This is a genomic window from Methylobacterium sp. GC_Met_3 (assembly GCF_026540775.1).
Taxonomy (GTDB): Bacteria; Pseudomonadota; Alphaproteobacteria; order Rhizobiales; family Beijerinckiaceae; genus Methylobacterium.
Window position 1 is genome coordinate 1 of the sequence record NZ_JALNUL010000017.1, and the last position, 19456, is coordinate 19456.

Here is a 19456-nt window from a genome sequence, read left to right on the forward strand (position 1 = left end):
GATTCCCATTCCTGCGGCGGGGACCGTGCGGAGCCCCGGATCCTGATCGGCCGCCCCGACCTCGGACAGGGGCGCAAAACGCGGTCCGCTTAGAGGGTCGGCCGGTTTGGATCAAGGTCCCGGGCGCGGCGGGGTCCTGCGACTGCCTCGACTGTCAAGCGCCAACGCCGTGTCTTGAACGCGGAATTATCAGTCTCCAGAAATCCATCAGACACTTTCGAGCCACACTGTGGCAGCGGGGGCATAGCGGGATCTGTGCCGCCGCGCTTAAGTGCGTTCAACAACGCACAAGCTTGGATCCCGCAACCATGATGAAGAAGCTCCTCCTCGCCACCGCCGCGACCGCCCTGGTCACGACGGCCGCCTCGGCCGCCGACCTGCCGCGCCGCGCCGCGCCGCCGCCGGTCTTCACGCCGGTGCCGGTCTTCACCTGGACGGGCTTCTACGCCGGTCTCGAGTCGGCCTACACCTTCACCGATCGCGAGCGCATCACCACCGCGGGTGTGCTGCCGGGCAACATCACCAACGTTGCGCTGGGCCGCCGCCCGGGCCTGACCTCGACCTCGCAGGATGGCTTCGCCAACATCGGCGGCACCGCCGGCTACAACTACCAGTTCACGCCCGGCTCCGGCATCGTGGTCGGTATCGCCAACAGCATCGACTGGACCGACATCACCAAGAACCGGGTCGTGCTCGGCACCGGCAACGTCGCCGGCGGCCCGCCGAACCTCAGCCAGTTCCGCCAGAGCCTCGACTGGCTCGGCACCCTCACGGGCCGCGCCGGCTACGCGTTCGACCGGGTCCTGGTCTACGGGATGGGCGGCCTCGCCTACGGCAACGTGTTCCACGATGCCAACTTCTACACCCCCGGCGGCGCCCTGCAGTTCGCTGGCCGCTACGACGACTTCAAGACCGGCTTCGCGTATGGCGGCGGCATCGAGTTCGCGCTGCCGACCGACAGCTTCCTGAACACCTTCGCGCTGGGCCGCTACCTCGGCATCAAGTACGACGCCATCACGGTGAAGGCCGAGTACCTGCACTACGATCTCGGCAGCCAGAGCGTGCTGGTCGCCGCCGTCCCGGGCGTCGGCACCGGCTCCTACATCTCGCGCTTCCGCACGGAAGGCAGCATCGTCCGCGCTGGCTTCAACTACAAGTTCGGCGGCTTCTAGTCTTCCCAGCGATCCCCGGGGCTCCTGCCCCGGGCGATCGAACAGGCGCGTGCCGGAGACGGCGCGCGCCTTTTTTCATGCCCGAGCGGCGCGCCTTGTCGAGCGCCGCCCCTTATCCCGGGCGCATGCAGCGCCGGCGGAATGCGACCCGGGATCCCGCACGGAACACAGCGCAGCGTCGATCTTGATCAAGCTGTGCCGCTGACGCGGCGCGTCCTGTGCTGGCTCCCGGATCGGGTTCCACTTCGCTCCACCCGTCCGGGAAAGCAGGGTGCCTTGTTGTATGCCCCGTCCCGGCGGATCCCGCGGACAAGCGGCTCAACAGGCGCGTAGATGCGCCACGAGACGCTCGGCCCCCACCTCCGGCGCACCCACGTTGAGGATCCGCAGATCCGCCGCGACCGACACCTCCCGCGCAAGCCGTGCAGCGAGGTCGCCGTCCTCGGCCCGGCTCCGGGCGGCGAGGCGCTGCATCAGGATCTCCGGCGGCGCCGTGATCTCCACAACGCTCACAGGCGGCCCGGCGACGCGAGCCTGCCCCACGACCCGGCGGGACACGTTGCAGACCACCACCTGGCCCGCCTCCGCCAGACGGCCGGCCTCCGCCGGGATGGCGTAGCCGAGGCCGTGGGCGCGCCAGTGCAGGGTGAAGCGGCCCGCCGCGCAGCCCTCCACGAAGGCGGCCTCATCGATCTCGTCGTTGTCCTCATCCGCCGAGGGGGGCCGCGTGACGAGGCGGCGCGGGAAGACGTAGCGGGGATCGTCGGCGAGTGCCGCCCACGCCAGCCGGATCAGCGTGTCCTTGCCGGCTCCGCTCGGCCCGACAACGAGGACGAGGCAGCCCGGCATCAGGCGACCCGCCGGCCGGTGCGCCAGACCTCGCGGACCACCGGCACGCCCTCGGCGAGTTGCACCCGCACGAGATCGGCCCGTAGCCCCGGCGCCAGGGCGCCGCGGTCGGTCAGGCCGGTGGCGCGGGCCGGATTCGCAGTCACGCTGGCGAGCGCCTCCGGCAGGGTGATGTCCGGCGCCTGCTCGGGCAGCAGGAAGGCCGCCATCAGCAGGCTCGCCGGCACGTAATCCGACGACAGGATGTCGAGGTGCCCGGCCTCGGCGAGCGCCAGGGCCGCGACGTTGCCGGAATGCGAGCCGCCGCGGATCAGGTTGGGCGCGCCCATCATCACCGTGAGCCCCTTGCCATGCGCAGCCTCGGCCGCCTCCCGGGTGGTGGGGAACTCGGCGAGCCGCACGCCCTCCCCGACCGCAAGTTCGACATCCGCCAGGGTGGTGTCGTCGTGGCTCGCCAGCGGGATGTTCATCTCGCGGGCGAATTGGACGAGGGCCGGGCGATTCTGCGCGTTGAGCGCTTTGCCGTCGCGGATCTTGCGCTCGGTGTTGGCGCGGATCTCCTCCATCGGCCGGCCGCCGCGGGTAGCGTAGGTGTAGTACTTCTCCATGTCGCGGAACTGCCGCTGGCCCGGGGTGTGGTCCATCAGCGAGATCAGGCCCACGGGGTAGCGGGCCGTGAAGGCCGCCACCGTGTCGAGCACGTCCGCGGAGGGCAGTTCGCAGCGCAGATGCGTGAAGTGCTCGGCCCGGAACAGATCCTGGGCGCGGGCGGTGTCGATGGCGCCCGCAAGCTGCTCCAGCTCGGAGCCGAGGCCGCTGCCGTCGGGATCGCTGCCGGCACGCAGCGAATCGAACACCGTGGTGATGCCCGAGGCGGTGATCTGGGCGTCATAGGCGAGCACCGCGCCGAGCGGGTGCCAGCGCACCTTCGGACGCGGCGCGTAATGGCTCTCCAGATGGTCGGTGTGCAGCTCGATCAGCCCGGGGATCAGGTGATCGCCGCCGAAATCATGGCCGCGGGCCGGCGGGCGGCCCTCGCCGATCTCGGCGATCGCCCCGTCGGACACGGCGAGCCAGCCGCGCTGCACCCGGTCGGGCAGGACCAGGGTGGCGTTCTCGATGATGAAGTCGTCCATCGTCTCCGTCCTCAGGCTGCCCGGGCTTGCGGCGCGAACCGCGTCACGTCGACGATTCGCGTCGCCACAGCGTCGCGCATCTCGCTGTCGTGGAAGATGCCGAGCACGCCGGCCCCGGCCGCCAGCTTCTCGCGCACCAGCTCGGCGACCACGGCGCGGTTCTGCGCGTCGAGGGAGGCGGTCGGCTCGTCGAGCAGCAGGAGCGGCCGGTCGGCGATCAGGCCGCGGGCGATGTTGACCCGCTGCTGCTCGCCGCCCGAGAAGGTCGCGGGCGGCAGGCCCCAGAGCCGCTCGGGCAGGTTGAGCCGGGCCAGCAAGTCCTTGGCCCGCGCCCGCGCCGTTTCTTCGGACAATCCACCCTCGCGGCCCCCGGCCACGACCACGTCGAGGGTCGAGACCCGCGGGATCACCCGCAAGAACTGCGACACGTAGGCGATCACCCGCGCCCGGAGCGCCAGCACCACCCGCGGATCGGCGCAGACCACATCCACGATCGTGTCGCCGTCGCGGACCAGGATCGCGCCGCCGTCGCAGCGGTAATTGCCGTAGGCCATCTTGAGGAGCGAAGATTTGCCGGCTCCAGACGGGCCGCCCAGCACCACGCACTCGCCGGGCGCCACGGACAAGCTGACGCCGCTCACCACCGGCAGCACCACCCCGTCGCGCAGATGCAGGGTGAAGCTCTTGGCGACGTCCTGGAAGGTGAGGAGCGCGGTCATGCGGCAAGCACCGAGGAGACGAGGAGCTGGGTGTAGGCGTGCTCGGGATCGTCGAGCACCCGGTCGGTCAAACCGGTCTCGATCACGCGGCCGGCCCGCATCACGGCGATCCGGTGCGAGAGTAGCCGCGCCACCGCGAGATCGTGGGTCACGATGATCACGGCGAGCCCGAGTTCGGCCGAGAGCCGACGGATCAGGTCGAGCAACCGGGCCTGGACCGAGACGTCAAGACCCGAGGTCGGCTCGTCCATCAGCACGAGGCGCGGAGCCGTGACGAGGTTGCGGGCGATCTGCAGGCGCTGACGCATGCCGCCCGAGAACTGACTCGGCGGGTCGTCGATCCGGCCGGCATCGATCTCCACCCGGCCAAGCCAGTCGAGGGCCTGGGCGCGGATCCGGCCGTAATGCCGCTCGCCGAGCCCCATCAGGCGCTCACCGACATTGCCGCCGGCCGAAACCGCCATGCGCAGGCCCTTCGTCGCGTCCTGGCGCACAAAACCCCAGTCGGTGCGCATCAGTGCCCGGCGCCCGGCCTCACTCAAGCCGGCGAGGTCACGCAGCGCGCCGTCGCGCATCCGGTAGGAGACCGTCCCGGAATCCGGGGCCAGTTCGGTGGCGATCAGGGAGAGCAGCGTCGACTTGCCGGAGCCGGATTCGCCCACGATCGCCAGCACCTCGCCGGGGACGAGGTCGAACGACACGTCGGCGCAGGCGAGGCGGGCGCCGTAGCGCTTGGCCAGCCCGCGGACCTGAAGCAGGGGCTCGCTCATGGGGTCACCTCGGCGGCGGCAGGCGTGAAGGGCGGATCCAGGCGGAAGCTGTAGCCGTAGCGCTCGAAGCCGAGGCGCTCGTAGAAGACATGCGCGGGCTTGGCGTCGACATTCGACGACAAAGCGAGCTTGTAGCAGCCCCGCGCCTGGGCGAGGCGGAACGCCTCGTGCATCATCGCCCGGCCGAGACCGCCGCCGCGCTGCCCCGACGAGACCACGACGCTCTCGACCAGCGCCGAGGGCATGCCCCAATGGGCGATGTTGTCGAGGATGATGAGGCAGAAGGTGCCGACGATCGCGCCCTCGACCTCGGCCACGTAGAGCCCGTAATCGGGATAGGCCGTCTTGAGCCGGTCGAGCAGCGCCTCGGCCTGCTCCAGGCTGGCCACCCGCCCGCTGTTCAGCTCGGCGTAGAGGTCGAGGATGGCCGGGAGGTCGGGCGTCCCGGCCCGGCGGACCGTGAGACCGGTCATATCGCCTCTCCCGTGCCGACATGGCCGTCCGCGCGGCGCCCCTCGCAATGGTCGGTGTCCGAGCAGACGAACATCCGCTTGCCGGCATCGTCGAGCAGCACCTCGTCGAGATAGACGCCCTCGGCCCCGCACAGGGCGCACGGGTGGGTGAATTCCTGCACCCGGAACGGATGGTCCTCGAAGTCGAGGCTGCGCACGCGCGTGTAGGGCGGCACCGCGTAGATCCGCCGCTCGCGCCCTGCGCCAAAGAGCTGAAGCGCCGGGCAGTCGTCCATCTTGGGGTTGTCGAATTTCGGCGTCGGCGACGGGTCCATCACGTAGCGGCCCGCCACCTCGACCGGGTAGGCGTAGGTGGTGGCGATGTGCCCGTGGCGGCTGATATCCTCGTAGAGCTTCACGTGCATGGCGCCGTATTCCGCGAGCGCGTGGAGCTGGCGGGTCTCGGTCTCACGCGGTTCGAGGTAGCGCAGGGGCTCGGGAATCGGCACCTGATAGACCAGGGTCTGGCCCTCGGTGAGCGGCGTCTCGGGGATCCGATGGCGCGTCTGGATCACCGTCGCCTCCGCGGTGCGGGTGGTGGTGGCCACCCCGGAGGTCTTGGCGAAGAACCGGCGGATCGAGACCGCGTTGGTGGTGTCGTCGGCGCCCTGGTCGATCACCTTGAGCACGTCCGCCCGGCCGAGGATCGCGGCGGTGACCTGCACGCCGCCGGTGCCCCAACCGTAGGGCATCGGCATCTCGCGGGAGGCGAAGGGCACCTGATAGCCCGGAACCGCAATCCCCTTGAGGATCGCCCGGCGGATCATCCGCTTCGTGCCCTCGTCGAGATAGGCGAAGTTGTAGCCGGATTGCGGAGCGGACGGCTCCGCAGCACTCCCTCCCCCCGACCGATCTCGGGCCTGCCCGAGATCGGCATCCTGCTCGTCCCAAGTCGGGCGAGCCCGACTTGGGATGGGGGAGGGTGGCCCCTGCGTCAGCAGGGGTTGGGCCGGGACGAAGTCCCGCAAGAGGGGAACCCGGCTTCCGGATAGGGCGCGATCTTCATGAGGGGGAGAGCTTCGTTCTGCACCGTCGCTCCCCTCTCCCCCCCTGTTGCGCAGGCTACCCTCCCCCGCAGAGGGGGGAGGGAAGACCGTATGTGTCCCGCTCATTCCGCGGCCTCCTGCATCTTGACGGGCTCGGATCTCTGCTCGAATTCGGCCCTTAGCCGGCGAACCAGCTCCAACTCCGCCTGGAAGTCGACGTAGTGGGGCAGCTTGAGGTGCTCGACGAAGCCGGTCGCCTGGAGGCTGTCGCAATGGGCGAGGACGAATTCCTGGTCCTGCGCTGGACTCACCACCGGCTCGCCCAACTCCTCGGCGCGCAGAGCGCGATCCACCAGCGCCATCGCCATGGCCTTGCGCTCGCTCTGGCCGAAGCTCAGCCCGTAGCCGCGGGTGAATTGCGGCGGCGCCGCGCCCGAACCCTTGAACTGGTTGACCATCTGGCACTCGGTGAGCTGCACCCGGCCGAGCGGCACCGCGAAGCCCAACTCCTCGGGCACGAACTCCACGGCCACCTCGCCGACCCGGATCTCGCCCACGAACGGGTGGGTGCGGCCGTAACCACGCTGGGTCGAGTAGGCGAGGCCGAGCACGAAGCCCTCGTCGCCCCGGGCGAGCGCCTGGAGGCGCAGGGCCCGGTCGGCTGGGTAATCCACGGGCTCGCGGGTGAGATCGCCCACGGGGGCGCCCTCGTCCTGCGGCGAGGCCTCGATCAGCCCGTCCTGGGCCAGCAGGTCGGTGACGCGGGGACAGATCGCGGCATCGGCGCGGGGCTCGGCCTCGGCGGCAGTCTCGATCTCACCCTCCGCGGCCAGCGCGAAATCGATCAACCGATGCGTGTAGTCGAAGGTCGGCCCGAGCACCTGCCCGCCCGGCAGATCCTTGAAGGTCGCCGAGACCCGGCGGGCCACCGCCATGGCACCAGTCTCGAGCGGCACGGAGGCGCCGAAGCGCGGCAGCGTCGTCCGATAGGCGCGGACCAGGAACACCGCTTCGACCACATCGCCGCGGGCCTGCTTCAGGGCGAGCGCCGCGAGATCGGGGTCGTAGAGCGAGCCCTCGGTCATCACCCGGTCGACCAGCAGCGCCATCTGCTCGCGGATCTGCGCCACGGACAGTTCCGGCACGGTGGTGTCGCCCCGGCGCGCCTCGGCGAGCAGCCGGTGGGCGTTGTCGATGGCGGCTTCGCCGCCCTTCACGGCCACATACATGGGTCAGCCCTCCGTGACGGCTGTGGAGCGCGGCAGCCCGGCCACGCGGCCGGGGGCGGTCAGGATCAGGTCGACGCCGAGGGGGAAATCCGCGCGGTTCCCGGCGAGCTGCGCGACGAAGCCCTCCGGCAGCGGCGCCAGCGCGACGCGGGTGGTACCGCGGATGCCGGGCCCGGTCAGGCACAGCCCCTCCCCCGCGGTGATCGCGTCGAGGGCGAGCACGAGCGTCGTGGACGTGTCGGGATAGGCCGGCGTGCCGGGGGCGAAGGCGTTCAGCGGCGGGCAGCGGGCCGGATCGCTGATCAGCGCGAAGGCGGCCGCGGCCGGGTCCTCCGTGAGGGGAGCGCCGGTGTGGAAGCGCAGGTAGGCGGCGACCGCGGGCGACGCCGCGAGCCCGGCATCGAGCCAGACCGGCGTGTCGGCGTCGGCCAGGGTGAGCGCGACGGCGGCGAGTTCCGGCGTCAGCGGCGCCGGCGGGGTCAGGCCCGGGATGAGCGGCCGGGGCAGCCCCGGCCGGGCGAGGGCGTCCATCACGGCGCGGAACGTCGCCTGGGCGTCGTGGACCGGATCGGCGAAGCCGGGTGCGAGCATGCTCAATCCTCCCCACGGGCGACGGTCAGGAACTCGACCCGCGTGGCGGCGGTCTGCCGCGCCGCCTTCCAGCGATCTGCCTCGGCCCGGTCGGCGGCATCCGCCAGGGCGGCCTCGACGTGGGCGCGTTGCGCCGGATCCTGCCAGAGCGCGTCGAGGATCGCGGCGAGGCGCGCCTTCGTCCGGTCGCGGCCGAGATGGTAGGCGAAGCCCGTGCCCCCATCCGCCAGACGGATCGCCGCCCGGGTGACGCTGACCTCGCCGACATGGAACGGGCGCCCATCGCCGCCGATCCGGCCAGTGGCCATCACGAGACCGGTCTCTGGGGGGCGCAAGTCCTCGGCAGCGGGGACATCAACACGCGTCAGCGCGGCTTCCAATTCAGTCCGGCTCGCGTCGGCGCACAGGGCCATCACGGCCTGCCGGGCCACGATCTCGGGTCCGGGTTCTGGGCCTGCTGGGTTCGGGGTCATCGCGAATCCCTCCGTCGCATCGTTGTATAGATCTATAGACAACTGGCGCCCGCCGGACAAATGAAGTTTGGATGACAGGATGGAAGCAGAGGCACAGGCGCCCGGCCTCGTCCGGGGCGAAGGGCTGACGGCGTGGCGGCAGATCGCCGACACGCTCACGGCCGATATCGCGGCGGGCCGATACGCGCCCGGCCAGCAACTGCCCACCGAGGCGGCGCTCGCGGCGCGCTTCGCGGTGAACCGGCATACCGTCCGCCGGGCGCTCGCCGCCCTGGCCGAGGGCGGCCTCGTGCGCGCCAGCCAGGGCCGCGGCACCTTCGTGGAGGAGCCGCCGCTCGCCTACCCGATCGGGCCGCGCACGCGCTTCTCGGAGATCGTCGCCGAGGCCGGGCGGGAAGCCTGGGGCGATCTCATCGCGTCGGCCACCGTCGCGGCCGCGCCCGAGCCGGCGGCGGCGCTGGCCATCGCCCCCGGCGCGCCGGTGCTGGAACTGCTGACGGTCCACCGGGCCGACGACGCACCCCTCTCCACCTCGTTGACCTGGGTGCCGCTGCCGCGCTTTGCCGGCTTCGCCGAGGCCTATGCCGAGCGCGGCTCGATCACCCGGGCGCTCGCGGCCTGCGGCGTCCACGACTACACGCGGCTCTCGACACGCGTCCGCGCCCGCCTGGCCGAAGCCCAGGAGGCGGCCCGGCTCGACATCGCGCCGGGGCGGGTCGTACTGGTGGTGTCGAGCGTCAATATCGATCCCGCGGGCGTGCCGATCCAGGCGAACCGGACCCTGTTCGCCGCCGACCGGGTGGAGCTGGTGATCGGCGGCTGAGGGCCGAAGCGTCTCAATCGAGCGGATGGGTTTCCAAAGGGCGTGGCCCTTTGGTGGGGTGTCGGGGTGAAATCCCGACGAACGGATCTCCGCCCCCCTTCCGGGGGTCGGAGATCCGTCTGCAGGGCTCTGCCCTGCACCCGCCAAAGGACACGTCCTTTGGAAACCATGACCCGCTCAGCGCGCCGCCGGCCCGATAAGTGCCCGCCGGAGCCGGGTCGAGACCCAGTCGATCGCCGCCACGGTGACGAGGATCATCAGCACCAGGAACGCGACCTGCTGCAGTTCCAGCACGCGGATCAGCTCGGTCAGGTACTGGCCGATGCCGCCCGCGCCGACGATGCCGATGATCGTCGCCGAGCGGGTGTTCGATTCGAAGAAGTATAGCACCTGGCTCGCCAGCACCGGCAGCACCCCGGGAATCAGCCCGAAACGGATCCGGTGGAGGCTGGAGCCACCCGAGGCGACGACGCCCTCGCCGGGGCGCCGGTCGCAGGTCTCGACCGCCTCCGAGAACAGCTTGCCGAGCGCCCCGAAATCCGAGCACGCAATGGCGAGTGCCCCCGCGAAGGGGCCCAAGCCCACGACGTTGATCCAGATCAGCGCCCAGATCAGCACGTCGACCGAGCGCATCACGTCGAGGCCGCGCCGGACGGCGAAATGCGCGAAGGGGTTCGACACAACGTTGCGCGCCGCCAAAAACGCGACCGGGAAGGCCAGGATCGCCGCCGTCAGCGTGCCGAGGAACGCGATGCCCAGGGTCTCGCCGAGGGCGTGCAGGAAGGTCCAGAGATGGCCCTCCGGGGACGGCGGCAGCATCAGCACCGCGAAGGAGCCGAGCCGCCCGAGCCCGTTGAGGATCCGCGCCGCGGAAACGTCGAGGCGCCAGCATGCCAGGGCGGCAAGGCCGATCAGGACACCGAGCCCGAGGCCGAATCGGGCTCGTGCGGCCCAATCAACCCGGAACTGCGCAGGATAGCGACCGCGCAGCCGCGCGAGATTGTCCCGGGCCTCAGCCCGCAGGTTTCCGGTCCGGGCCGCGCTCATCGGGGGTTCTCCGGGCCGATCAACCGGTGACGGACCTGCTCGGTGGCGAGGTCGATGCAGAACACCGTCAGGATGATCAGCACGAGGATCGCACTCACATCCGCATAGTAGAAGTTGCGAATCGCGCCCAGGAACTCCTGGCCGATACCGCCCGCGCCGACGAAGCCGAGAACGGCCGCCCCGCGCACGTTGATCTCGAACCGCAGCAGCCCGTAGGAGGCGAAGTTCGACAGAACCTGTGGCAGCACGGCGAAGCGCACCGTCTCGACCCAGGTGGCACCCGCGGCGGACAGACCCTCGACGGGGCGCATGTCGATGTTCTCGACCACCTCGGAGAACAGCTTGCCCAGCGCCCCCGTGGTGTGGATCGCGATGGCCAGCACGCCGACCATGGGCCCGAGACCGAAGGCGATCACGAAGATCAGCGCGAACACGATGTCCGGGACGGTGCGGCAGATCTCCAGGAAGCGCGTGGTCAGCAGACGCAGTACGCGCGACCGCATGAGGTTGGCGGAGCCGGCGAAGCTGAGGACGAAGCCCGCGAGTCCCCCGAGCAGCGTGCCGAGATAGGCCATCAACAGGGTCTCACCCAGCAGCGCCAGCCAGCCGGACAGGCCCCAGTACCACTCGCGCAGGTCTGCGACCGGGTGGTCGAGGCCAACCGGCGGCAGGATCTGCCGGATGTAGGCGGTGAACTTGCCGATGTTCTCGGCGAAGATCAGCGGCCGCACCTCGGCGACGAGCCCCGCCAGCACGGCGAGCACCGCCACGAGTGCGAAGCCCGCGAGCGTGCGGCGGCGCGCGGCGCCGGTCGCCGCCGCGTAGAGGCCGGAGAGGGCGGCTTCCCGCTCCGGCGGCAGCTTGGTCAGGCTACGCAAGGCCGACGGTCCGGATCAGGATTTCTTGCGTTGCTCGTCGTTGAACCGCAGCATGTCGATGACCGGCTGGTAGTCCTGGATCGTCGCCGGGATGATGCCGAGATCCTTGCCGTCCGACAGCCGGTCGAAGGCCGCCTTGTCGGCGGTCGGCAGGGCGAGGAGCGCGTCGCGGATCTTGGTCTTCAGGTCGTCCGGCAGGCTGGACAGCACGGCGTAGGCATCCCCCGGCAGGAGATCGGACTTGAACACGGTCCGGAAGTCGTCCTTCGTCATCGACCGCCCCTGGGCATCCTTGACGATGCCCTTGGTCAGCATGCGCGCGAGATTGTTGTCGGCCTCGGAATTCCAGAAATTCGCCGCCGCGTCGGCGGTGCCCTGGGTCAGCGCCAGCACGGCGTTCTCGTGACTTCCGGCGAAGAAGACCTTGCCGAAGAACTTGTCCACATCGTAGCCGGCCCGCCGCAGGAAGAAGCGCGGCGCCTGATTGCCCGAGGTCGAGTTCGGATCGACCAGGGCGAGGTTCTTGTCCTTGAGATCCGCGACCGTCTTGTAGGGGCTCGAAGCCAGCACGTAGACCACGGAATAGTAGCCCGAGATGCCGGTCTCGTGCTTCGGGCTCGCGACCGGCTCGATCTTCACGCCGGTCATGACGGCGCGGGAGAGCGAGGCGGCGCCGTAATACCCGATCTGGATGTTGCCGGCCCGCTGGCCCTCGATCACCGCGGCGTAATCGCTCGCCACCCGCAGCTTCACCGGCACGCCGAGCGCCTTGGTGAGATAACCCGCCAGCGGCGTGTAGCGGTCGACGGTGCCGCTCGCGTTCTCCACCGGGATGACCGCCAGCGTCAGCTCGGGATACTTGGCCTTCCAGTCCTCGGCGGCGGCAGGCAGGCCGAGCAGGGCGAGGGCCGCCGCGGCGGCGGCGAGGGTGCGTCGGGTGATCATCGTACGGTCCTTCGGCGTTGGTGCGGGCTTCGGCCGCCCTCTGGGTCGGCCGGGCGTTTCCCGATCTGTCGTTTGTTTTGGGGCCGGGGCCCGATTCAGGCGCCGATGGCGGCCTCGCGGATCGGCCGAGCCGGAACGCGACCCGGCAGCGCCGCCCGCTGCTCCGCCTCCCGCTGGGCCGAATCGTCCAGCACCTCGCCAGCCTCCAGCCCGTAGAGCCGGCGCGCCACATCCTCGGTCAGGTCGAACGGGCCGCCCTCGAACACCACGCGGCCGTCGGCGAGTCCGACGAGGCGGTCGCAATAGGCGCGAGCCAAGTCGAGCGAGTGCAGGTTGCACAGCACCGTGATGCCGTAGCGCCGGTTCACCTCGGCGAGCGCGTCCATCACGAGGCGGGTGTTGCGCGGGTCGAGGGAGGCCACCGGCTCATCGGCCAGCAGGATCTGCGGCTCCTGCACGAGGGCGCGGGCGATCGCCACGCGCTGCTGCTGGCCGCCCGACAGTCCGTCGGCCCGCTGGCCGGCGAACTCGCCCATGTCGAAGCTCTCCAGGGCGGCGAGCGCCATTGCCCGGTCCTCATCGGACCACAGGCGCAGCAAGGCCCGAGGGCTCGGCACGTGGCTGAGCCGCCCCATCAGCACGTTGGTCATCACATCGAGGCGTCCGACGAGATTGAACTGCTGGAAGATCATGGCGCAGCGCGTGCGCCACTCCCGCAGATGCCGACCCTTCAGGGCTGTGACGTCGCGCCCGTCGTGGAGGATACGGCCCGAACTCGCGTCCGCCAGCCGGTTGATCAGCCGCAGCAACGTCGACTTGCCGGCGCCGGACCGGCCGATCACACCGACGAAGCTGCCCGGCTCGATTCGCAACGTGACGCCGTCCACGGCACGCCGGTCACCGTACTGGCGCGTAAGATCCTCGATGACGAGCATGCATCCATCCGCTGCGGAATAGCCGCAGCTAAACGCCGCTTACGCGACGATTGGATGACGAATACATTTTGATGTTGTTTGCCGGCGCAGGATATCTACCCGATAGCGGCCTCACGTTTCGTATCGATCGAGGAATGCTTCGATCGACAGGGCGCGGAAATCCGGAAGCGCACGGCGCAGGCGTTCGTGGTCCCAGTCCCACCACGCGAGGCGCTCCAGCCGCGCGGCGATATCCTCGGGGAACCGGCGCCGGACCGGCCGGGCCGGGTTGCCGACCACGATCGCGTAGGGGGCGACGTCGCGCGTGACGATCGCGCCCGCCCCCACCACCGCACCGGTGCCGATGGTTCGGCCGGGCAGGACCACCACGCCGTGGCCGATCCAGACATCGTGGCCGATCGTGACGGGGCTCGCCCGGCGCCGGTCGAAGTAGGCGGCCTCGTCCGCTTCCTCGGGCCAATAGGCGCGCGCCCGATAGGTGAAGTGGGCCTGCGAGGCGCGCTCCATCGGGTGATTGCCCGGGTTGATCCGCACGCTGGCGGCGATCGAGCAGAACTTGCCGATCGTCGTGTAGATCACCTCGCCGTCCTGGCCGATGTAGGAATAATCGTCCAGGCTCGTCTCGGTCAGGCGGGTCCGGGCGCCGATCTCGGTGTAGTGGCCGAGTCGGCAGGATTCGACCCGGGCGCTGGCGTCGACCGCGGGTTCGAGGCCGAGGTGCGGGGAAGCCTTGGGAACCTCAGCCATGGGACGCACCGAAGGGCAGGCGCGCCAGGAGCCGGAACGGCCCGCCCGCATCCTGGGTCAGAAGGCAGATCGCGTCGATTGTCACCGGTTCCGCGCCCGAGGCGGCGTAGGCCTCGGCGAGGCGGCGGTACCAGCCGTCGCGATCGGGCTCCGGCAGGGCATCGGTCAGGGTCATGTGGAAGCGGAAGGCTTCGAACACGTGCGGATAGCCCCAGCGGTCGAGCAGGGCACGGGCGCGCGGATCCAGGCGCTCCGGCCGGCGCTTGGCGCGCTCGGCCTCGGTGAGGGGCGCCCGCAGGGGATCGAGGGCCGCGACGCATTCCGCCGCGAGCAGGCCGAGTTCCGGCGGCGGCACCTCCGGCACCAGGGCGAGGAACCGTCCGAGCGCCGCGACGCGCAGCGGCCCGAGCACGACCGGCGGGTGCGGGGTCGCGAGGCCGCGGGCGGCGACGACAAGATCGGCCTCCGTCACCCCCGGCGCGAGGCGCATCGGCGCCTTGAGCGTCGCGTGAAAACCGTAGACCCGGGCGCCCGCGTTGACGGCGGCGAGTTCGCGCAGTCCCGCTGGGTGTGCGACCGCCTCCCCGGAGATGGTGTCGTACCCGAGCACGCTCCGGCCGAAGGCCTCCAGGGGGGAGCCCGGGGCGGGCAGCCAATACAAGGCGTAGCGGCGCGTCACGTCTTCACCTCCGGAGCGCGGGGCGACCGCAATCAGGCCGTCGGCGCATAGGTCCGCGCCTCGGCGGCCCGGCGCGGGCGAACATCCATGGCGTTGCCACGCCACACGATCGCGCGCTGCACCCAGGCGCCCAGCCAGATCGCCGGGATCAGGGCGTCGCGCACCAGGAAGGCCGCCAGCATGCGGGGGGCGCGCTGCCAGCCGGCGCGGATCGCGAGCCCGACCTCGGCGGCATAGCACAGGGCCGCGAGGCATGCAGCGCCGACGACCCCGCCAAGGCTGCCGGCCCAGAGCGCCAGCAGCAGCGCCGGCAGCAGGACGCCGCTGCCGATCTCGGGGGCGAAGAACAGCGGGAAGGTCACACGCCGCAGCCGAGCCCAGCGCAGCTGCCGCGCCCAGACCTCCCGGAAGCCGCGCGGGCCCAGCGGCTGCTCGAACGGGCTCGCCACGAGGTGGACGCGCTTGCCGGCGGCCCGCACGAGCTTGGTGGCGGCCGCGTCCTCGGCGATCTCGGCGGCGAGCGCCTGGAGCCCACCGTGCGCTTCCAGGAACGGCTTGTGCCAGAGCATGCTCTTGCCCTGCGCGAAGCCCAGGCCGAACGCCTCGGCGGCGTATTGCCAGCGCGCCTGGAGGGTGTTGAGGAAGGCGCATTCCACCTCGGCCATGAAGCTGCCCGGGCGGGCGCCCACGGGGGTCGAGCAGACGAGACCGGTGTCGTCGCGCCACGCCGCCTGAAGGCGCTGGAGGTAATCCGGCGGCATGGCCACGTTGGAATCGGCCAGCACCACCCACTCGTGCGCGGCGGCGCGCCAGCCGCGCAGACAGTTGTTCAGCTTCGGATTGTCGCTGACGCGCTCGTCGCCGAGGATCAGGCGGGCCGGAACCCGGGGGTGGGCGGCGATCAGGCGCTCGACCAGGGGCACGATCGGATCGGCCGGGTCGGCCACGCAGAAGATCAGCTCGTAGGCGGGATAGTCGAGGCGGAAGCTCCGGGTGAGCATCTCCTCGCTGTAGGCTTCCAGGCCGCGCAGCGGGCGGACCAGGGAGACGGGCGCCCCTGCCGGAAACCGCGACGGCCCGTGGATCCTGCCAAGGCGCCGGGCCGCGATGGCGATGCTGCCGATTTGGACGAGGGACAGAAGCGCGCCGAGGGCGAGAGCCGGCACCGTGGCGTCAATCATGCGGGTCCCCGTTCAGCATCGTGCGCGGCCCGGTCGCTAACGGCCGGACCGCGTCAGTCGTGTGACACGCGCGGGATGGATCGGAATCCTGCAGTCCGGCGCGCCCCGGGGTCCCGGGTTTCCAAAGGGCTCAGCCCTTTCGAAACCAGGACGGGCGCCATCCGCGCTCCCGTCGGACAGGTCCTCAGAACCGGAGGGTGAAGTTGCCCTTCACGGCCTGATCCTGCGCGCGGCTGCCGGTCTGGCCGGTATAGGCCACGCCGAGCGTCACGTTCGGCGCCACCGCCAGATCGAGCCCGACCTGCGCCACCAGCGCGTCCCGGTCGATCGGGACGCCCGCGCTCAGGAACGCCGGGCCGCCGGCACCGAAGCGCAGCAGCGCAGTCGGCACCACGTCGCCGAACGCGCGCCGGTAGCCGACCAAGCCCCGCAGCGTCACCGGCAGGCCCAGACCCAGATCCAGGTTCGTCTGCGCCCGCACGCCCGCCGTCACCGCGCCCAGATCGTAGTCCCGGGCAAAGCTCACCAGCGCCGCCGCGCCTCCGGCCTCGGTAAACCCGTCCCGCCGGATCCCGACATAGGCCCCACCCACGAACGGCTCGACATAAGTCGCCGTCGGCTGAACCGCGACCGCGGCCCCGTCCTTCGACACCAGGGCCGCCACCGCAGGCGCGCCCAGCGGGATCTTCCAGCCGATCTCGCCGAAGCCCTGCACGGTGTAGCCGCCACCGTGCCCGCTCAGCGTGTCGGACAGCCCGTACAGCACCGCCCGGCGGGTGCGCGCATCCGTGTCGGCGTAGATCGCACCCAGCCGCAGCGACAGCGGGCCGACCTCATACCCACCGTACACGCCGCCGAACCCGCTCTTGAGCGTGGCGCTCTCCGCCCGGCTCTGGCCGCCGACCCGGCCGGCGCTGTCGAGATACGCCTCGGTGTAGCCGCCGACCACGCCGAAGCGCAGCCCGTTGGCCAAGCGTATGTCCGCGCCCGCCGCGAAGCCCGCAATCTGCCGGTCGAGGTCGAACGCGTTGCCGCCGCCATCGGCCGTGCCGAACGCGCCGAACCCCTGGCCCCACAGCCCGAATACCTGCGGGTCGAGGGTGCGCACCGGCACGTTCGCCACCACCGGAGCCCGGCCGGGCAGGTCGGCCGTGTAGGCGGCCGGCAGGGTGCCGTAGTCGAGCCCTGTGCCGGGATCGCCCCAGCGCAGCCGGTCGAGCACGGCCTCGCGCACGAAGAAGGCGGTCTCGTAGGCGGTGGAGACGGTGCTGGCGTGGATGTCGCCCGCGAGCGCCCGGAAGCCGCTCTCCGCCTCGCCGGTGGTGAAGCCCACAGCCGCATCGGTGAGCCGGCCGGGGCCGATCGCCTGGACGGCGTTGGCCGCCGCGCTGCCGTTTCGGCTGGTGGCGCTGGCGGAGAACGGCACGTCGTTGCGGGTGAGCGTCAGGTCGACTTCGTTGGGCAGGTAGCGCAGGCCCGGGCTGAGGAAGGCAAGGTTCGACGTGACGCCCGCGAACTGGCCCGACACGCCGCCCGTGGCCGACAGGATCGTGTAGGTGGTGCGTGGATTGTAGCTGCCCGAGGCGGCCAGCACCTGCACGGTGCCGCCGCCGAGCGCGGCGACGCCCGCGGCGGTGATCCGGTCGGCCTGTCCGGCGGCGTTGGCCTCGACCCGGTAGGTCGAGCCCGGTGCGAAGGCGACGTTGCCGGTGACGGAGAGCGTGCCGATCGAGTTGCCCGGCGACACCGTGCCGCCCGACAGCGCGCTGATCCCGCCCAGCGTGCCCGAGCCGCCGAGCAGACCGCCGGAGCCGACGAAGGCGGTGCCGGAGATCGTGCCGTTGGCGTACAGGGCACCGCCCTGGCCGACGGCGACGTCGATGCCGAGGCGATCGGTGGTGTCCATGGTCAGGGTGCCGGTGACGTTCCCGAAGTAGCCGGCGGCGGAATAGAGGTCGAGGCGGCTCCAGTAGCTGAGCGGGCTGCCGTAGAAGGCGGCGAGCGCGTTGGTCTCGGTGTTGACTAGGATCTGGCTGATCGTCCCGGTGGAGAGCTGACCGTACAGGCCGCCATTGGGCGCGAGGGTGCGGGCGGCGCCGGTCGAGCCGCCGTAGAGCGGCGCGAGCAGGATCGAGGCGTCGGGCCCGTTGGCGGGGGCCTGCTCGCGCGGCGCCTGGGCGAAGCTCAGCGTCGGCAGGCCGTAGGTCAGGCGGCTCTGGTAGGCAACTTGGTTGGCGGCCGAGGGGATGTAGGGGTTGCCGGCCTGATTGGCGGCGCTCCCCGCGCAGGCCGCGACGGTGTTGCCGCACTGGGCGGCGAGGTAGGCCTGGAGCTGGGCCTGGGCCGCGACGAACTGGGCGGGCAGGTTGATCGCCGTGCCGGTCACCGCGGCGTTGTTGATGTAGGCCGGGTTGGTGAACGCCTGGGCCAAGTTGTAGGCCGCCAGCGCCCGGCCGCCGATGATGTCGAGCGGGTAGTGCACGCCGAGCGCGATGCGGCTGTTGCCGTAGTCGGCCGCGCGGGCGAGCATGCTCTGGTACTGCTGCGGCACGAGCATCGCCAGCAGGATGCCGTCCGTGAACGCGTAGGTGGTGTGGCCGCTCGGGAAGGACGGGTTGGTGGCGATCCCGCTGAGCGCCGTCGGATCGTAGATGTTGAAGCGGGCGGGTGCTGCCTGGACCGGCCGGGAGGAGCCGTAGACGTCTTGGCCCGGTTGCGTGTTGGTGACGCCGTAGGCGAGATCGTAGACGCTGTTGGTGGTGTTGGGCAGGCCGTTATAGGCCGGCAGGCTGTAGCCGGCGGGTGCGACGGCCGGAGTCGCGACATAGTTGTTCGGCGTCACGCTCGGGTTGTTGGCCGCACCGTTGGCGAAGTAGTTCTTGGCGACGCCGAGATTGTTGCCGCTGAACGTGTAGGCGCCGACCAAGAGGTTGACCACGCTGCCGAGCGGGCCGGTGCCCCCCTGCGCGACGCCGCGCTGGTAGATCGGGCCGAGCTGGGCGCCGAGGCCACCCACGCGCTGCTGCGGGACGATCCCATTGATCGGGGTCTGGGCCGGCAGGCCGCCCGCGAGGTTGGCGGCCACGCCGTAGGTGCCGAGCCCCGACGAAGACAGGTTGTTGCTGGCCGAGCCGAGGAGGTTCTTGTCGCTGATCGCGAGCTGCTGCTGCGCGAGGCCGGCGCCGGTGTTGGTGGTGGCTGACTGCGCGAGGTTGAGTTGCAGGGTCTGCTGGCCGGTGGCCGTCGCGTTGAGCGCCAGATACGGCGCCAGAAGATTGAGCACGTTCACATCGGACGGCGTCGTGTTGGTGGTCTGTGCCTGTGCGCCGGAACCGAAGGCCGCGACCGTCAAGGCCGCAATCGAAACCCCGTATTGCAATCTCATATCCGGCCCCCAAAGCCCGCGGCCATTCGGCTGCGGCGGGAGATTTAGCGAAAACGCCGGACCCGGTTACGTCATAATCCAGTCATAATAAGCAAAAGAGCTTCATGTCGCATTTGAGCAACAGGAAATTAACTTAGCCAACACATGATGCCGTGTTGCGATGTCTTTCTTCTGTTTTCCAGAAAGCTCCCGCTGCGCCCATAGAGTCTGTCGACCCGATCATTCGGGCGGAGATCGCAGCGCTGAATCTTGCTGTTGGTGCAAGCTGCCGTCCAACTGAAATCTACGGCCCGCAAGATCAATGACGACAAAGTGAAGTCGTTCACCGCGCGAATGCTGTTCCCAGCGGCCCGGGTTGCGACCTCGCGTCACCGAAGCGTCACGGGCGCCTCTTAAGGC

Annotated in this window: 19 protein-coding genes; 2 read left to right on the plus strand and 17 right to left on the minus strand. The window is 70.6% G+C overall.

Going from position 1 to position 19456, the window contains the following annotated elements:
- Nucleotides 1-308 precede the first annotated feature (308 nt).
- Nucleotides 309-1172 (plus strand): porin family protein, encoded by an 864-nt coding sequence (locus OXS27_RS18980; RefSeq protein WP_243921739.1) that lies wholly within the window; start codon nucleotides 309-311, stop codon nucleotides 1170-1172.
- 318 nt (nucleotides 1173-1490) lie between these two features.
- Here the strand turns inward: OXS27_RS18980 and phnN are convergent, their stop codons facing one another.
- The 9 genes from phnN to phnG all read right to left on the minus strand — a co-directional run bounded on the left by phnN (nucleotide 1491) and on the right by phnG (nucleotide 8437).
- Nucleotides 1491-2021, minus strand: coding sequence for a phosphonate metabolism protein/1,5-bisphosphokinase (PRPP-forming) PhnN (gene phnN, locus OXS27_RS18985; protein ID WP_267358248.1), 531 nt, complete (start codon nucleotides 2019-2021; stop codon nucleotides 1491-1493).
- Nucleotides 2021-3157 (minus strand): alpha-D-ribose 1-methylphosphonate 5-triphosphate diphosphatase, encoded by a 1137-nt coding sequence (locus tag OXS27_RS18990; RefSeq protein ID WP_267358249.1) that lies wholly within the window; start codon nucleotides 3155-3157, stop codon nucleotides 2021-2023. Before OXS27_RS18990 ends, phnN begins: the two co-directional genes overlap by 1 nt.
- A gap of 11 nt (nucleotides 3158-3168) precedes the next feature.
- On the minus strand, nucleotides 3169-3876 hold the full coding sequence (gene phnL / locus OXS27_RS18995; RefSeq protein ID WP_267358250.1) for a phosphonate C-P lyase system protein PhnL: 708 nt from the start codon (nucleotides 3874-3876) through the stop codon (nucleotides 3169-3171).
- Entirely contained in the window at nucleotides 3873-4646 is a 774-nt protein-coding gene (gene phnK / locus OXS27_RS19000) for a phosphonate C-P lyase system protein PhnK (RefSeq protein ID WP_267358251.1), read from the minus strand. Before phnK ends, phnL begins: the two co-directional genes overlap by 4 nt.
- Nucleotides 4643-5119, minus strand: a complete 477-nt coding sequence (locus OXS27_RS19005; RefSeq protein ID WP_267358252.1) for a GNAT family N-acetyltransferase — start codon at nucleotides 5117-5119, stop codon at nucleotides 4643-4645. The genes phnK and OXS27_RS19005 overlap by 4 nt, the downstream gene beginning before the upstream one ends.
- Complete coding sequence (locus tag OXS27_RS19010) at nucleotides 5116-6126, minus strand: alpha-D-ribose 1-methylphosphonate 5-phosphate C-P-lyase PhnJ (protein WP_267358253.1); 1011 nt, start codon at nucleotides 6124-6126, stop codon at nucleotides 5116-5118. The genes OXS27_RS19005 and OXS27_RS19010 overlap by 4 nt, the downstream gene beginning before the upstream one ends.
- A gap of 140 nt (nucleotides 6127-6266) precedes the next feature.
- A complete protein-coding gene (locus tag OXS27_RS19015) occupies nucleotides 6267-7373 on the minus strand; it encodes a carbon-phosphorus lyase complex subunit PhnI (protein WP_267358254.1) in 1107 nt (368 codons plus the stop codon).
- A gap of 3 nt (nucleotides 7374-7376) precedes the next feature.
- Nucleotides 7377-7964, minus strand: a complete 588-nt coding sequence (gene phnH / locus OXS27_RS19020) for a phosphonate C-P lyase system protein PhnH (RefSeq protein WP_267358255.1) — start codon at nucleotides 7962-7964, stop codon at nucleotides 7377-7379.
- A 2-nt stretch (nucleotides 7965-7966) separates the two neighbouring features.
- Nucleotides 7967-8437, minus strand: coding sequence for a phosphonate C-P lyase system protein PhnG (gene phnG, locus OXS27_RS19025; RefSeq protein WP_267358256.1), 471 nt, complete (start codon nucleotides 8435-8437; stop codon nucleotides 7967-7969).
- Nucleotides 8438-8516: 79 nt separating this feature from the next.
- Here phnG and phnF point away from each other — a divergent pair, with 79 nt between their 5' ends.
- Nucleotides 8517-9260, plus strand: coding sequence for a phosphonate metabolism transcriptional regulator PhnF (phnF, locus tag OXS27_RS19030; protein WP_267358257.1), 744 nt, complete (start codon nucleotides 8517-8519; stop codon nucleotides 9258-9260).
- 177 nt (nucleotides 9261-9437) lie between these two features.
- Here the strand turns inward: phnF and phnE (OXS27_RS19035) are convergent, their stop codons facing one another.
- The 8 genes from phnE (OXS27_RS19035) to OXS27_RS19070 all read right to left on the minus strand — a co-directional run bounded on the left by phnE (OXS27_RS19035) (nucleotide 9438) and on the right by OXS27_RS19070 (nucleotide 19024).
- On the minus strand, nucleotides 9438-10307 hold the full coding sequence (gene phnE / locus OXS27_RS19035; protein ID WP_267358258.1) for a phosphonate ABC transporter, permease protein PhnE: 870 nt from the start codon (nucleotides 10305-10307) through the stop codon (nucleotides 9438-9440).
- Nucleotides 10304-11185 carry a phosphonate ABC transporter, permease protein PhnE gene (gene phnE, locus OXS27_RS19040; protein ID WP_243921717.1) on the minus strand — a complete coding sequence of 294 codons (882 nt, stop codon included), beginning with the start codon at nucleotides 11183-11185 and terminating at the stop codon, nucleotides 10304-10306. The genes phnE (OXS27_RS19035) and phnE (OXS27_RS19040) overlap by 4 nt, the downstream gene beginning before the upstream one ends.
- Before the next feature lie 15 nt (nucleotides 11186-11200).
- Nucleotides 11201-12130 carry a phosphonate ABC transporter substrate-binding protein gene (phnD, locus tag OXS27_RS19045; RefSeq protein ID WP_267358259.1) on the minus strand — a complete coding sequence of 310 codons (930 nt, stop codon included), beginning with the start codon at nucleotides 12128-12130 and terminating at the stop codon, nucleotides 11201-11203.
- A 95-nt stretch (nucleotides 12131-12225) separates the two neighbouring features.
- Nucleotides 12226-13065 (minus strand): phosphonate ABC transporter ATP-binding protein, encoded by an 840-nt coding sequence (gene phnC / locus OXS27_RS19050; RefSeq protein ID WP_243921713.1) that lies wholly within the window; start codon nucleotides 13063-13065, stop codon nucleotides 12226-12228.
- Between the two features lie 111 nt (nucleotides 13066-13176).
- Complete coding sequence (locus tag OXS27_RS19055) at nucleotides 13177-13812, minus strand: chloramphenicol acetyltransferase (RefSeq protein ID WP_267358260.1); 636 nt, start codon at nucleotides 13810-13812, stop codon at nucleotides 13177-13179.
- The gene (locus OXS27_RS19060) at nucleotides 13805-14491 is read right to left on the minus strand and encodes a DUF1045 domain-containing protein (RefSeq protein ID WP_267358261.1); all 687 of its coding nucleotides are present in this window, start codon (nucleotides 14489-14491) and stop codon (nucleotides 13805-13807) included. Before OXS27_RS19060 ends, OXS27_RS19055 begins: the two co-directional genes overlap by 8 nt.
- A 32-nt stretch (nucleotides 14492-14523) precedes the next feature.
- Nucleotides 14524-15672 (minus strand): ceramide glucosyltransferase, encoded by a 1149-nt coding sequence (locus tag OXS27_RS19065; protein WP_243921708.1) that lies wholly within the window; start codon nucleotides 15670-15672, stop codon nucleotides 14524-14526.
- A gap of 184 nt (nucleotides 15673-15856) precedes the next feature.
- The gene (locus OXS27_RS19070; protein WP_267358262.1) at nucleotides 15857-19024 is read right to left on the minus strand and encodes an autotransporter domain-containing protein; all 3168 of its coding nucleotides are present in this window, start codon (nucleotides 19022-19024) and stop codon (nucleotides 15857-15859) included.
- Between the last annotated feature and the right edge of the window lie 432 nt (nucleotides 19025-19456).